Source organism: Allobosea sp. GW823-FHT01F03, assembly GCF_058798075.1.
Window position 1 is genome coordinate 2676511 of record NZ_CM179505.1, and the last position, 13744, is coordinate 2690254.

Annotated in this window: 14 protein-coding genes; 10 read left to right on the top strand and 4 right to left on the bottom strand. The window is 67.5% G+C overall.

Annotated features, from left to right (window positions below):
* The first annotated feature begins 98 nt into the window (after positions 1 to 98).
* The 6 genes from yidD (at position 99) to AC3RCC_RS12830 (ending at position 7092) form a co-directional block, all read left to right on the top strand.
* On the top strand, positions 99 to 410 hold the full coding sequence (gene yidD / locus AC3RCC_RS12805; RefSeq protein ID WP_291633092.1) for a membrane protein insertion efficiency factor YidD: 312 nt from the start codon (positions 99 to 101) through the stop codon (positions 408 to 410).
* Positions 411 to 743: 333 nt separating this feature from the next.
* The gene (thrS, locus tag AC3RCC_RS12810; protein WP_492258626.1) at positions 744 to 2741 is read left to right on the top strand and encodes a threonine--tRNA ligase; all 1998 of its coding nucleotides are present in this window, start codon (positions 744 to 746) and stop codon (positions 2739 to 2741) included.
* 220 nt (positions 2742 to 2961) lie between these two features.
* A complete protein-coding gene (locus tag AC3RCC_RS12815) occupies positions 2962 to 4248 on the top strand; it encodes a DUF2157 domain-containing protein (protein WP_492258627.1) in 1287 nt (428 codons plus the stop codon).
* Complete coding sequence (locus AC3RCC_RS12820) at positions 4245 to 4868, top strand: GDYXXLXY domain-containing protein (protein WP_492258628.1); 624 nt, start codon at positions 4245 to 4247, stop codon at positions 4866 to 4868. The genes AC3RCC_RS12815 and AC3RCC_RS12820 overlap by 4 nt, the downstream gene beginning before the upstream one ends.
* A gap of 269 nt (positions 4869 to 5137) precedes the next feature.
* A complete protein-coding gene (locus tag AC3RCC_RS12825) occupies positions 5138 to 6325 on the top strand; it encodes an OpgC family protein (RefSeq protein WP_492258629.1) in 1188 nt (395 codons plus the stop codon).
* A complete protein-coding gene (locus AC3RCC_RS12830; RefSeq protein ID WP_291642280.1) occupies positions 6262 to 7092 on the top strand; it encodes an SGNH/GDSL hydrolase family protein in 831 nt (276 codons plus the stop codon). Before AC3RCC_RS12825 ends, AC3RCC_RS12830 begins: the two co-directional genes overlap by 64 nt.
* An 18-nt stretch (positions 7093 to 7110) precedes the next feature.
* Here AC3RCC_RS12830 and AC3RCC_RS12835 read toward each other — a convergent pair whose 3' ends face one another.
* Complete coding sequence (locus AC3RCC_RS12835; protein WP_291642282.1) at positions 7111 to 8034, bottom strand: RgsD C-terminal domain-containing protein; 924 nt, start codon at positions 8032 to 8034, stop codon at positions 7111 to 7113.
* Between the two features lie 129 nt (positions 8035 to 8163).
* Here AC3RCC_RS12835 and AC3RCC_RS12840 point away from each other — a divergent pair, with 129 nt between their 5' ends.
* From AC3RCC_RS12840 to AC3RCC_RS12850, 3 genes are read left to right on the top strand one after another with little or no spacing between them, the layout of a single operon-like run.
* Complete coding sequence (locus tag AC3RCC_RS12840) at positions 8164 to 8733, top strand: nitroreductase family protein (RefSeq protein ID WP_291647381.1); 570 nt, start codon at positions 8164 to 8166, stop codon at positions 8731 to 8733.
* 8 nt (positions 8734 to 8741) lie between these two features.
* Positions 8742 to 9347 (top strand): flavin reductase family protein, encoded by a 606-nt coding sequence (locus tag AC3RCC_RS12845; protein ID WP_492258630.1) that lies wholly within the window; start codon positions 8742 to 8744, stop codon positions 9345 to 9347.
* Positions 9348 to 9353: 6 nt separating this feature from the next.
* Entirely contained in the window at positions 9354 to 9539 is a 186-nt protein-coding gene (locus AC3RCC_RS12850) for a hypothetical protein (RefSeq protein WP_452118850.1), read from the top strand.
* A gap of 86 nt (positions 9540 to 9625) precedes the next feature.
* On the opposite strand, the gene AC3RCC_RS12855 is transcribed toward AC3RCC_RS12850, so the two are convergent.
* Positions 9626 to 10534, bottom strand: a complete 909-nt coding sequence (locus tag AC3RCC_RS12855) for a LysR family transcriptional regulator (RefSeq protein ID WP_492258631.1) — start codon at positions 10532 to 10534, stop codon at positions 9626 to 9628.
* Positions 10535 to 10661: 127 nt separating this feature from the next.
* On the opposite strand from AC3RCC_RS12855, the gene AC3RCC_RS12860 reads away from it, so the two are divergent.
* Positions 10662 to 12230, top strand: a complete 1569-nt coding sequence (locus AC3RCC_RS12860; RefSeq protein WP_492258632.1) for an MFS transporter — start codon at positions 10662 to 10664, stop codon at positions 12228 to 12230.
* Positions 12231 to 12242: 12 nt separating this feature from the next.
* On the opposite strand, the gene AC3RCC_RS12865 is transcribed toward AC3RCC_RS12860, so the two are convergent.
* Together AC3RCC_RS12865 and AC3RCC_RS12870 are read right to left on the bottom strand one after the other, a co-directional pair.
* Positions 12243 to 13118 (bottom strand): HpcH/HpaI aldolase/citrate lyase family protein, encoded by an 876-nt coding sequence (locus tag AC3RCC_RS12865; RefSeq protein ID WP_492258633.1) that lies wholly within the window; start codon positions 13116 to 13118, stop codon positions 12243 to 12245.
* Positions 13118 to 13612 carry a MaoC family dehydratase gene (locus AC3RCC_RS12870; protein ID WP_492258634.1) on the bottom strand — a complete coding sequence of 165 codons (495 nt, stop codon included), beginning with the start codon at positions 13610 to 13612 and terminating at the stop codon, positions 13118 to 13120. The genes AC3RCC_RS12865 and AC3RCC_RS12870 overlap by 1 nt, the downstream gene beginning before the upstream one ends.
* Between the last annotated feature and the right edge of the window lie 132 nt (positions 13613 to 13744).

Sequence of the window (13744 nt, forward strand, 5' to 3'; positions counted from 1 at the left end):
CTATTACAGAGGGCGGAATCGGCTGACGATGAAGCCGGTGCTATCAAGCCATGTCATACTTGCCTGAACATGCTGAAAAAAGCCTTTCATGGCGTCGCATGATCGCGCTGGCCCCGAGGCGGGCTGCGCATCTCATGATCCGCGCCTATCAGCTCAGCTTTTCCATGCTGGTCGGGCGGGGCTGCCGGCACTGGCCGAGCTGCTCGAGCTATACCGACGAGGCGATCCAGCGCCATGGGCTCTGGCGCGGCGGCTGGGTCGGTTTCGCGCGGATCTGCCGCTGCACGCCGCTCGGCACATCCGGCATCGACCTCGTCTGCGAGGAACTGCCGCCTGACAGCGCCTGGTATAGGCCCTGGTCCTATGGCCGCTGGCGCGGCGTCAACGCGCCGCCGGTCGAGCCGGAATGATGGCGCACGGCGCAACAAGCGCCCCGACATGGCCCTGGGGCCCTCATCCTGAGGAGCAGCCGATAGGCTGCGTCTCGAAAGATGTTCCAGAGAGCTCGGGCGCCTCCTGAGCCATCCTTCGAGACTCGCTCTGCGAGCGCTCCTCAGGATGGGGGCTGCGGGGGCAACTGTCCTTGAGCAGGCGCTCCGCCACTCTATTCCGCGATTGCCTGCGCCCTCCCGCTCGTATAGGCCTCGCCGGCGCGCGCCGATCCGGCTGCCGGCCGCGCCCTTCAAAGGCAGCCGGCCTTGACTTACGGGGCTCGTATCCCCGAGTGAGCAGGAGCGCGATCGATGACGATCTCCCTGACTTTTCCCGACGGCGCCAAGCGCGAATTCCCCTCCGGCATCACCGGCAAGGAGATCGCGGGCGGCATTTCCCCCTCGCTGCTGAAGCGCACCGTCGCCATGGTTCTCGACGGCACGATCGTCGATCTCGCCGACCCGATCACCGCCGATGCCAGGATCGAGTTCCTGAATCGCGAGGATCCGCGCGCGCTGGAGCTGATCCGGCATGATTGCGCCCACGTCCTCGCCGAGGCGGTGCAGGAGCTCTATCCCGGCACGCAGGTCACCATCGGCCCGGTGATCGAGAACGGCTTCTTTTATGATTTCTTCCGCAACGAGCCGTTCACGCCGGAGGATTTCGCGCCGATCGAGAAGAAGATGCGCGAGATCATCGCGCGCGACAAACCCTTCACCAAGGAGGAATGGAGCCGCGACCGGGCGAAGCAGTTCTTCCGCGACAAGGGCGAGGCCTTCAAGGTCGAGCTGGTCGACGCCATCCCGGAAGACCAGACGCTGAAGATGTATGCGCAGGGCGACTGGATCGACCTCTGCCGCGGCCCGCACATGACCTCGGTCGGCAAGGTCGGCAACGCCTTCAAGCTGATGAAGGTGGCCGGCGCCTATTGGCGCGGCGATTCCAAGAACCCGATGCTGACCCGGCTCTACGGCACGGCCTTCGCCAAGCAGGAGGAGCTCGACGCCCATCTCAAGCAGATCGAGGAGGCGGAGAAGCGCGACCATCGCCGCATCGGCCGCGAGATGGACCTGTTCCACTTCCAGGAGGAGGGGCCGGGCGTCGTCTTCTGGCACTCCAAGGGCTGGCGCCTGTTCCAGGAGATCCTGACCTATATGCGCCGGCGCCTCGCCGCCGACTATGAGGAGGTCAACGCCCCGCAGGTGCTCGACAAGTCGCTCTGGGAAACCTCGGGCCACTGGGGCTGGTACCAGGACAACATGTTCGCGGTGAAGTCGGCCTCGGCCTTCGAGAACCCGGCCGACCAGGAGCGCGACCACAAGGTCTTCGCCCTGAAGCCGATGAACTGCCCGGGCCATGTCCAGATCTTCAAGCACGGGCTGAAGAGCTATCGCGACCTGCCGATCCGGCTGGCCGAGTTCGGCAATGTCCACCGCTACGAGCCGTCCGGCGCACTGCATGGGCTGATGCGCGTGCGCGGCTTCACCCAGGATGATGCGCATATCTTCTGCACCGAGGAGCAGCTCGCGGCCGAGTGCCTGAAGATCAACGAGCTGATCCTCTCGGTCTACGAGGATTTCGGCTTCACCGACGACCTCGTCATCAAGCTCTCGACGCGGCCGGAGAAGCGCGTCGGTTCGGACGAATCCTGGGATCACGCCGAGGACGTCATGAACAAGGTGCTGGAGACGATCGCGGCGCAGTCCGGCAACCGGATCAAGACCGAGATCAATCCGGGCGAGGGCGCCTTCTACGGGCCGAAGTTCGAATATGTGCTGCGCGACGCCATAGGCCGCGACTGGCAGTGCGGCACGACGCAGGTCGACTTCAACCTGCCGGAACGCTTCGGCGCCTTCTATATCGGCTCGGACGGCGAGAAGAAGCAGCCGGTGATGGTCCACCGCGCCATCTGCGGCTCGCTCGAGCGCTTCGCCGGCATCCTGATCGAGCATCATGCCGGGCATTTCCCGCTCTGGCTGGCGCCGGAGCAGATCGTCGTCTGCCCGATCACCTCGGAGGCGGACGCCTATGGTGAGGACGTGACCATGGCGCTGCTCTCGGCCGGCCTGCGCGCCCGCGCCGATCTGCGCAACGAGAAGATCAGCTACAAGGTTCGCGAGCACTCGCTGGCCAAGGTCCCGGTCATCCTCGCCGTCGGCAAGCGCGAGGCCGAGGAGAAGACGGTGACCGTGCGCCGCCTCGGCAGCCAGGCCCAGACGGTGATGAGCCTCGAGGCCGTGATCGCGGCGCTGAGCGAGGAGGCGATGCCGCCCGACCTCGCGCGGGTGAAGAAGGTGCGGGCGGGCTGACGAGGCCGCTTTCCGTCAGGCGATCGCCTTTAAGCGTCATTCCGGCTGGAGCGAAGCGGCGCTGCTCCGGAATGACGTTTCCGCCAGAGCGAATTTCGCTCTGGAATCATGCCGCTCCGGCGTTCCTGTTCGGACTCCGGGTGCGACGCAGATCGGCCGTGCGCGAGAGCAATTGCTCAGCCCTCGCCAAACCACCTCTGACCATGCCAAATGGCCGGCGATGTTGACAGGTTCCTATCGCAAGCGGCTCGACGCCGATCTCAACCGCTGGGTGGGCGAGGGGCTTGTCAGCCTCGAGAGCGCGACCACCATCCGCCGCTCGCTGACACAGGAGGGCGGTTTCCGGCTTCCGGCCCTGCTCGGCCTGTTCGGCGGCCTGCTGATCGCCGCCAGCGTCTCCGCCTTCGTCGCGGCGAACTGGGAGGAGATGCCGCGGCTGCTGAAGCTCGGCCTGATCCTTTTCGGCCTCGCCGGCTCGTTTGCCGTCGCGGCCCGGCTGGAGAGCCGCGGCTCGACCGGCGGCGCCGATGCCGCCGCGACCTGCGGCACGCTGATCTTCGCCGCCGGCGTCGCGCTGGTCGGGCAGATGTATCATCTGCCGACCGACTGGCCGGGCGGTGCCCTGCTGATCGCCGTCGGCGCGCTGGTCGCCGCCTTCCTGCTGCGCTCCAACGGCGCGCTGGTCATCGCCCTGATCGCGATCTGCGCCTGGGCTGGCGGGCGCTGGGACGAAAGCAACGGCCAGATCGGCTACGGCTTCTGGCTCGCCTTCCTGCCGGCCTTGTGGCTGGCCTGGAACAGGCGGAACCGGCTCGTCCACCATATCGCCGTGCTGGCGGCGCTGCTCTGGTTCGTCACGCTGCCCGGCCAGACCATCTTCATGCATTTCGACTACGGGCTTCTCGCCTATGGCCTGGCGCTCTCCGTGCTGTTCGTCGTGCTCGGCGCCTTCGCGCTCGACCGGGGCGGGCCGGAGCTGTTGACCGCCTGCCTGCCCTGGGGGCTGATCAGCCTGGTGCTGATCCTCAATCTCGAGCTCGGCCGCATCCTCGACATGCATCAGGCGCGGGCGGGCACCGCGATGTCGCTCAACTATTTCGCCTATGCGCTGGCCGTCCCGGCGCTGACCGGGCTGGCCTTGCTCGGGCGCGAGCGCCGCTTCGTCTGGCCGCTGGCGTTGGCGCTGCTGCTTTCGCTGATGGTGCCGGTGGTATTCTGGAGCGGTGGCGTCGTCGCATTGGCCGGCAAGATCGCGATCGCGACGCTCGTCCTGGTGATCGCGATCGCGCTCGTCCTCGCCGGCGCGGGCGGGGGCGTGCGCCGCCTGACCATCGCCGGCTCCGCCCTGTTCGCCATCGCCGTCCTGATCCTGCTCTGGCAGACGATCGGCACATTGCTCGACCAGTCGCTGTTCTTCCTGGCGGCCGGTGCGATCCTGATCGGGCTCGCCAGCGGCGCCAGGCGGTTGCTGGCGAAATTCGCCAAGCCGATGGAGGCCTCGCCGTGATCCGCCTTCCGGCCGCAGACCAACTCGTCGGCCGCCTGCCGGTGCTCTGGCGGGCGCTTGCCGCGATCCTGATCCTCGGTGGGCTGATCCTGCTGCTGGTCGAATCCCGCGCCCGCATCCTGCGTTCGGGTACCGAGGTCCGGCTGGCGACGGCTCCGGTCGATCCGCGCGACCTGTTCCGCGGCGACTATGTCATCCTGAGCTACAAGATCAGCACGCTCGATCCGGCAGCGCTCGACGGCGAGAAGGCGCTGAAGCGCAATCAGACGGTCTATGTCCGCCTCGCGCCGGGAGCCGACGGTTTCGCCGAGGCCAAGGGCATCTATCTCAGCAAGCCGGTGGCGGCTCCCGGCGAGAGCGTGATCGAAGGCCGCGTCACCTCGACCAGTAGCTGCCTGACCGGCGCCGATGGCGAACCGGACTGCAAACTCGGCACTCGTGCCATCCGGGTCGCCTATGGGCTGGAGAGCTATTTCGTGCCGCAGGGCACGGGCAAGGCGATCGAGAGGACCGAGCGCAAGCGGATCGAGATCGTCGCGGCCGTCGCGGCCTCCGGCCAGGCCGCGATCAAGCGCCTGCTGATCGACGGCAAGCTCGTCCATGCGGAGCCGCCATACTAGAGCCTTGTCCGATCAGGTCGGACCAAGCTGATCTGAACGGGCTCCGGAAGAGCGGGCAGCCGCAGTCCTCAGGATGAGGCAGCAGAAGGCCCCAAACAGCCTCGGAGGCGGGGCCGGAACGCACCGGCGCCTGCCGCGTTCATCTCCCCAAGCACAGTGTCGTGATCGCCGCCGGCGGAGCCTTGTCGGTGACACAATGTTAAGATGAACGTCAGATGAACGAGAGGCTGGCGGCCTTCCGATTCAGCCTTTTGACGGAGCGGTGTGACGTGAGCGGTTTCTGGCGCCTGATGCTGTTCGGGAAGGGGCCGCGTGAAGCGGCCTTGCCCGGGCGCGATCTGCGCATCGACGCCATTCGCGGCCTGATCCTGCTGATCATTTTCGTCAACCACATGCCGGGCAATGTCGTCTCGGCCTGGATGCCGCATAATTACGGTTTTTCCGACGCCGCCGACATCTTCGTGCTGCTCGCCGGCGTCTCGGCCGCCTTCGCCTATGGCCGGCTGATCGACCAGCGCGGCATGTTCGTCGGCGCGCTCAAGGTCGGCGCCCGGATCTGGACGCTCTACATCGCCCATCTCGCGCTGTTCGTGCTGGTCTGCGGCATCATCGCCACTGCGATCGTGCGCACGCAGAACTCGCTCTACATGGAAGCGATCAACATCCAGCCCTTCTTCAGCGACACGCCGGCTGCGGTGATCAACGCGCTCGGGCTGACTTATCAGCCCTATTATCTCGACATCCTGCCGCTCTATATCGTGCTCTTGGCGCTATTCCCGCTGATCTATGTCGCGGCGCGCACCAGCCCCTTGCCGACGCTGCTGGCTTCGCTCGCGCTCTGGCAGGTCGCCACGCATCTCGGCTGGAACCTGCCGAACCATCCCGGTGAGGCTGGCTGGTTCTTCAATCCCTTCGCCTGGCAGGTGACCTTCGTCCTCGGTGTCGTTCTCGGCCGGCTGGCGCTGGTCGGCGCGAGGCTGCCGCGGCTCGCCCTGATCGATCTGATGGCGCTTAGCGTGCTGGTTTTCGCCGCTTCGGTGAAGCTTGCCTCCGGCAACTTCCTCGCCGGCGTGCCGATGCTCGGCGAATGGGTCGACGGATTGCAGATCGGCATCGACAAGACCAATCTGGCGCCGGTTCGGCTCGTCCATCTCCTGGCCCTGGTCTGGCTCGTGCTGCGCTATCTGCGCCCGGGCTCGCCGATCCTGCGCAGCCGGATCGGCGGCGGGCTTGCCGTGATCGGGCGCCATTCCCTGGAGGTCTTCTGCGCTGGCATCGTGCTCGCCATCGCCGGACAGATCATCCTGGCCGAGACCTCTTTTGCCCTGTGGGTGCAATTGCTTGTCAACTTCGCAGGGATTACGATCCTGGCCGGGCTAGGAATGTTTCTGTCGTGGTACAAGACGCTTACGGCTCGCGCCGCCGGCGCCCCTCGCGAGCAGCCTGTCGCGGCCTGATCGCCGTCGCCTTCGCATTGGCGTGCGCGCCGGTGCTCGCGGCGCCGAAGCCGTTTGCCCCCGCCAATGACGTGCGCTGCCGGGCCGGCGCCAGCCAGCACCCCTTCGTGCCGGTTCTGCCTGCCGCGAAGCGCGCCCTGACCGAGACCAATCAGCTCGTCATCGTCGCCTTGGGATCCTCGACCACAGCGGGTTCCGGCGCGAGCGAGGCCAATAGCAGTTACCCGGCCGTGCTCGAGGCCGAGTTGCGCCGGCGCCTGCCGGGGCGCGAGATCAGGGTGATCAACAAGGGCGTCGGCGGCCAGTCCGCCTATGACATGCTGCTGCGCATGGAGAGCGATGTCATCGCCGAAAAGCCCTCGCTGCTGATCTGGCAGACGGCGGTGAACGACGCGATCCGCGATATCGGCGAGGAGAAGCTGGCGAAAATCCTGAAGAAGGGCATCCGCCAGGTACAGGGCGCCGGCATCGACCTCGTGCTGATGGACCTGCAATGGCTGCCGCGCGAGGGTCGCTATCCGAAATATGACGACTACCGGGCCGTGCTCGCCAAGACGGCCGCCGAGAACAATGTCTCGGTGTTTCCGCGCTACGGCATGATGCGGAGCTGGTCGCGCAGCAAGCAGTTCACCGCGGAGGAGCTGGTCGGCATGGATGGCGACCTGCATCTCGTCGATGCCGGCTATCGCTGTCTCGCCGTGCGCCTCGCCGACGGGATCGCGGCGGCGCTGACCGGGACGCGATCCGACGGCAAGCCGACCAATTGAGGCCGTGAAGCGCCCGGATCAGCGGGCGATCACCTCGATGTCGCGGTCGCGGCCGGCCTCGACCTTGAAGTCGCGCGAGAAGACCTGCCCCTCCTGCCGGGCGATCAGGACATAGTCGCCTTCGGCGAGGATGACCTGCGGGAAGGCACCGATCGCCTCGCGGATGATGTCGCCGCCGGGGGTGAGCACGCTGAAGGCGGTTCCGGCGAAGGCTTCGCCGCCGGGGCCGGCGACGAGCTTGAGCGTCACCATCGCCGCCCGGTGGTGAAGGGTCGCCTGCGTCACCTTGCCGGCTTCGACGCGGACATCGGCGCGCTGGATGGCGTTCGAGTCACCATAGGTCGAGACGATGTGGTAGGTGCCCTCGGGCAGCCGGATCAATTCGCCGGCCTTGGCGTTGGCGACGACGAGGCGGCCTTCCGAATTGCCTTGCAGCGGCACGAAAACCGAGAAGGTGAGCTGCGCCGGAGGGATCGGCGTCTCGCCGATCGAGCCGGCCAGCGAGAGGGCGCCGGCGCTGATGCTGATCCTGTCGCTCAGGCCTTGCGGGCCGAGCGTGACGCGCCGCGTGCCGCTGGCGAAGCCATAGGCGGCGTGCAGCAGATAGACGCCGGGCTCGAGCTGGAACACCGGCTCGGCATCGTTCGAGCGGGCGACGATGCGCGGCGGCGTTCCGTCCGCGGTCTCGACGAGAACGCGCCAGACCAGGCCGGAGCGGATCGGCTTGCGATCGGCAGAGAATTGCGCGCCGAGCGCCAGCGTCGCCTGGCCGGTGCGCGTGCCGAGGAAGCTGTTCGTGGCCGGGGCGGGGCCGGGGGCCGGCGGCGCAGGGGATTGCGCCTGCGCCAGGGCGGGCATGGCGACGAGAGCCGCCAGGAGGATGGCTGCGCAACGGCGGGCAGCCCGCTCGCCGCCAAGCTTGAACTCTTCGGTTTGAAACATGCGCCGTGCCGTCATCATCCTTGCGCCGGAGTAGGAGCAGGCTCGCTTGTCCTCATCATGGCAAAACCTTAACTCAGGAGCGGCCGCCAGCGGCGTTCGCCCTGCCATCCTCTCCTGCCTGGATCGTTCATGACCGACACGCTCGCCCTGCTCAAGCTCCGCCGCTCGGTTCCGCCGCAATTTCTGGCCGCGCCCGGCCCGGATGAGCGCCAGCTTTCCGAACTCCTGACCATCGCGGCGCGGGTGCCCGACCATGGCAAGCTCGTGCCCTGGCGCTTCATCGTCTTCTCGGGCGCGGCCAAGGCGAAGGCCGCCGCGCTGGTCGGCGAGGTCTTCCGCAAGCGCAATCCCGATGCGCCGGAGGACAAGGTCGCGTTCGAGGCCAAGCGTCTCGCCCATGCGCCGGTCGTCATCGCCGTGGTCTCGCGCGCCCGCCAGCATGAGAAGATCCCGCTCTGGGAGCAGGAGCTCTCGGCCGGCGCCGTCTGCTTCAATCTGCTCGTCGCCGCCGAGGCGATGGGCTTTTCCGGCTCCTGGCTGACCAACTGGTTCGCCTTCGACCGCGACGTTCTGGATGCCTTCGGCCTCGCCGCCGACGAGCGCATCGCCGGCTTCGTGCATCTCGGCACCGCCGACACCAAGCCGGCCGATCGCGAGCGGCCGGATCTCGCCGCCATCGTCAGCCATTACGGGCAGTGAGCGCGGCGATGGTCTATTCGAGCAGCGGCGAGCCGCACGACCTCAAGCACGATCCGTTCAAGGCGATCGTGGCGCCCCGGCCGATCGGCTGGATCAGCGCGGTGAGCGCCAAGGGCGAGGTCAATCTCTCGCCCTACAGCTTCTTCAACGCGATCTCCTCGCGGCCCAACATCGTGATGTTCTCCTCGGAGAACCGGAAGGACGCGGTCGCCTTCATCGAGGAGACCGGCGAGTTCACCTGCAGCCTGGTCACAAGGGCGCTCGCCGAGCAGATGAACCTGACCTCGGCGCCGCTGCCGCGCGGGGAGAGCGAATACGCCCATGCCGGGCTCGCAATGGCGCCGTCGCGCTTCGTCAAGCCGCCGCGCGTGGCGGCGAGCCCCGCCGCGCTCGAATGCAAGCTGCTCTCGGTGCAGCAATTGCGCGATCTCGACGGGCAGGAGGTGCCGCGCTGGATGGTGCTCGGCCAGGTCGTCGGCGTCTTCATCGACGAGGCCTATATTCGCGATGGCCGCTTCGACACCGCCGGCGCCAACCTGATCGCGCGCTGCGGCTATGCCGACTATGCCGAGGTGACCGAGCTGTTCTCGATCGCGCGTCCGCCCGGCGGCTAGACGCGGATGCCGCCGCCCGATGACGAGCAGGACCCGGACTGGCGGATGACCGTCAACCTGCTCGCCATCGTCGCGGTGCTGGCGCTGCTCGGCCTCGGCTTCTGGCTGCTGCGCGAGCTCAACGAGAGCCGCAAGGCGCAGGATTGCCTGTCCTCGGGACAACGCAGCTGCCGCCAGATCAGGACGCTGTGACGGCCTGCCATGTGGGCGATGCGCCGCCCGCAAGGCCGGGCCGCAATCGCCAAAGCCTGATCGTCCGAATCGGTTGGCGGCTTCGCTTAATCTCTCGTGCCAACCCGTGCGGCGGGCTGACGCAACCGGCGCGGTACCGCGCCACCGGAGCCTTGCGTGGCTTCGATGATCAGCCGCCCGAGCTCGCGGGCGCAGGGCGTCTTGCCGCCGGGCGACCAGATCAGCGCGAATTCCAGGTCCGGCAAGGGCGGCAGGCCATAGGCGGGCCCGAGCACCCTCATGCCCGGCTCGAGCTCGTCATGCGCGATGATCGAGGCGCCGAGCCCGGCCAGCATCGCCGCCCGCAGGCCGTGCAGATTGGCCGAGGTGAAGCCGGTGTGCCATTCGACGCCGGTATCGGCGAGGGACTCGATCGCGATCGTGCGGCACAGGCAGGGCGGATTCGAGAGCGCGAGCGGCAGCGAGGCGCCCGGCGGGACGGCGAAGTCATCGGAGGCGGCCCAGACGAAGCACTGCCGCCGCAGCACCGTTCCGCCGCTCTCGCCGGCCCGGCGCATCGCCACCGCAAGGTCGAGCTCGCCATTCTCGATCCTGGCACTGAAATCCTGGCAGACGCTGACCGAGGCTTCGAGACGCACGGCCGGGAAGGCGCGGGCGAAGCGGCACAGCAATTGCGGCAGCTCGTCGCCGAGAAAGTTCTCCGGCACGCCGAAGCGGATCGAGCCGGCAAGCGCCGAGATCCGGAAGCGCTGCGCCAAGGCCGCATGGGCCTGCAGGATCTGCCTGGCATGGCGCAGGAAATCCTCGCCATCCTCGGTCAGGGCCAGCTTGCGCGTGGTCCGGGTGAAGAGCGGGCGGCCGACCTGCTCCTCCAGCCGGCGGATCTGATGGCTGACCGCCGATTGCGTCAGGTGCAGGCGCTCGGCGGCGCGGGTGAAGCCGCCGGCCTCCTCGACTGCGACCAGGGCGCGCAAAAGCTCGGGGGCGAAATCCATGATCGAGATTTATTACAGAGCTCACTGAAATGCGAGAAATTAAATCATTTCCGTCATGCTGTAGCTGCCCCTAGACGAGTGCCTCCATCGATCCCGCCGCGGCGGCGGATCGCGAAAGGTGCTTGCGATGACCAGCTCTTCGAACGCGCGTGACAGGGCGGCACTGGCCGGAATCTGCCTGGCATCCCTGATGTTCGGCCTCGAGATCTCCAGCATTCCGGTGATCCTGCCGATCCTGGAATCGACGCTGCCGGCTGATTTCCGGGCGCTGCAATGGATCATGAACGCCTACACCATCGCTTGTACCGCGGTGCTGATGGCGACCGGCACGTTCGCCGACCGCTATGGCCGCAAGCGCGTATTCATGGCGACCACCGCCGCCTTCGGGGTGACCTCGCTGATCTGCGGGCTGGCGCAGAGCGCCCCGGTGCTGATCGCCGGCCGGTTCCTGCAGGGCATGGCGGGCGGCGCGATGCTGACCTGCGCCATCGCGATCATCTCGCACCAGTTCCCGGACGGGCGCGAGCGCGGCAGGGCCTTCACCCTCTGGGGCGTCGTCAGCGGTGTCGGCTTGGGTTTCGGTCCGGTGGTCGGCGGCATGATCGCGACGCTGGCCGGCTGGCAATGGGTGTTCCTGGTCCATGTGCCGCTGACCGTGCTGGCGCTGGTGCCGGCTGCGGTCGGCATCCGCGAATCGCGCGATCCGCAGGCGAAGCAGCTCGACCTTGCTGGCATCGTCACGCTGACCCTCGCGGTCTTCGGGCTTGCCTTCGTCATCACGCAGGGTGCCGAGCTCGGCCTGTTTTTGTCGCTCGGGCTTGCCGGTCTGGCCCTGGCCAGCTTCACCGCCTTCCTGTTCGTGGAGAAGCGTGCGCCGCAGCCGATGTTCGATTTCTCGGTGTTCCGGATCCGCCGCTTCAGCGGCGCGATCATCGGCTGCGCCGCGATGAATTTCAGCTACTGGCCCTTCATCATCTACCTGCCGATCTACTTCCAGAGCGGGCTCGGCCTCGGCGCCGAGGCGACCGGCCTGCTGCTGCTGGCCTATACCGTGCCGTTCATGGTGATGCCGGCGATCTCGGATCATCTGCTGCGCCGCCATGGCCCGCAGCTGGTGGTTCCGCTCGGCATGCTCACCATGGCGGCCGGCTTCATCGCCCTGTGGCTGGGCAGCGGCGTCGCCGAGCCCGGCTGGTCGACCGTGCTGCCAGGCGCGCTGCTCGCCGGGATCGGACTCGGCCTGACCAATACGGCGGTGACCAACACCACGACCGGCGCGGTGCCGAGCAACCGCGCGGGGATGGCGTCCGGCATCGACATCAGCGCCCGGCTGATCGCGCTGGCGATCAACATCCCGGTGATGGGGCTGATCCTGGTCGAGGGCATCCGCCGGTCGCTGCCTGCCGGGCTCTCCGGCGTGCTCGATGCTTCGCAGCTGCAGGCGCTGGCGACCTCTGTCGCCGCCGGCAATCTCGGCGCGCTGCCGCAGAGCTATCCGGCCCTGGCGCTGCACGATGCGTCCGGCGCCGGGGTGCATGCGGCGCTGGTCCGCGGCTTCGGCTGGGTGATGCTCTATGGCGGCATCAGCGCAGGCCTGCTGGCCGTGGTCAGCTTCGTGATCTTCGGCGGGTTCCGGCTCCGGGCGGAAGGCGGCGCGGTCGCGGCCTGCGCCGCTTCCGCCGAGCCCGAGGGCTGACCCGGCTTCGGGTCACCCCAGCTTGTCGGCGCGGGCCTTGAGGCGGCGGGCGCGCATCAGATGGGGGCGGTCGAGCATTTCGCCGTCGAGGCCGATGACGCCGAGGCCGGGATTGGCGTCGAACAGGGCGATGATCGCCTCGGCCCGCGCCAGCGCCTCGGGAGAGGGCGAGAAGACCTCGTTGATCACGGCGACCTGCGCCGGATGGATCGCCATCTTGCCGGTGAAGCCGTCGCGCCGGCCGGCGAGGCATTCGGCCCGCAGGCCCTCGCTGTCGCGGAAGGCGGTGAAGACGCTGTCGATGGCGTCGACCTGGGCGGCGGCGGCGGCGAACAGGGTGAGCGAGCGCGCCATGCGGTAGGGGTCGGCATAGCTGCCATCCTCCAGCCGGTTGGTCTCGGCGCCGAGATCGGCCGAGAGGTCCTCGGCGCCCCAGGTCAGGCCTTCGAGCCGGTGGCTGGCGCCGGCATAGCTGCCGAGTGCGAAGATGCCCTTGCCGGTCTCGGTGGCGATGGCGATGATCCGGGTCGCCCCGTCGGCGAGGTCGCATTCGGCTTCGCGCACCGCGATCTGGGCGGCGAGATGGGTGAGGTCCGGGCCGCCTTCGGCCTTGGGCAGCATGATCGCGTCCGGCGCGCCGGGCATGATCGCGTCGAGATCGGCCTCGGTCAGCCCGGTCGAGAGCGCGTTGACGCGCACGATCAGGCGCGGGCGGCGCGCCAGCGCGCCGGTTTCCTTGAGAAAGTCGCGGGTGAGTTCACGCGCCTGCGGCTTGGCGTCGAGCGCGACCGAATCCTCGAGATCGAGGATCAGCGCGTCGGCGCCGCTCTCCAGGCCCTTCTGCAGCTTCTTCGGGCTGTCGCCGGGAACGAACAGGAGCGAGCGCATCAGGCCTGTCCCCCTTCTGCCGGCCGCTTCTTCATGAAGGCCTGGCGGCGGCACTGGGCCACCAGCGTGCCGTCCTGCTTGAAGGCACGATGGTGGAACTCGACGATGCCGGCGTCGGGCCGCGATTTCGACTCGCGCTTGGCGACGATCTCGGTGACGCAGTTGATGGTGTCGCCCTCGAAGAGTGGGGCGGGGAAGGTCACGTCGGTCATGCCGAGATTGCCGATCGTGGTGCCGATGGTGGTGTCGTTGACGGAGATGCCGATCATCAGGCCGAGCGTGAACAGCGAGTTCATCAGCGGCTTGCCCCATTCGGTCTCGGTCGCGCAAAAATGTGCATCGATATGAAGGGGTTGCGGGTTCAGGGTCATGTTGGAGAACAACATGTTGTCCATCTGCGTGACCGTGCGGGTCAGGCCGTGCTCGATCGAGGCGCCGACCGTGAAGTCCTCGAAATAGAGCCCGCCGCGCTTATGTCGTTTCGGTTCCGTCATCATCCTGCTCCCAAGATCGCGCTGCATTCGGACGGAAACGTCAAACTGCAGATAACGTGATCGATTCTCATGATTTAGAGCATGCTTGGCGCGAAAAGCCGTCGCCCCTCTTTCGCAGCATGCTCCAGGCCT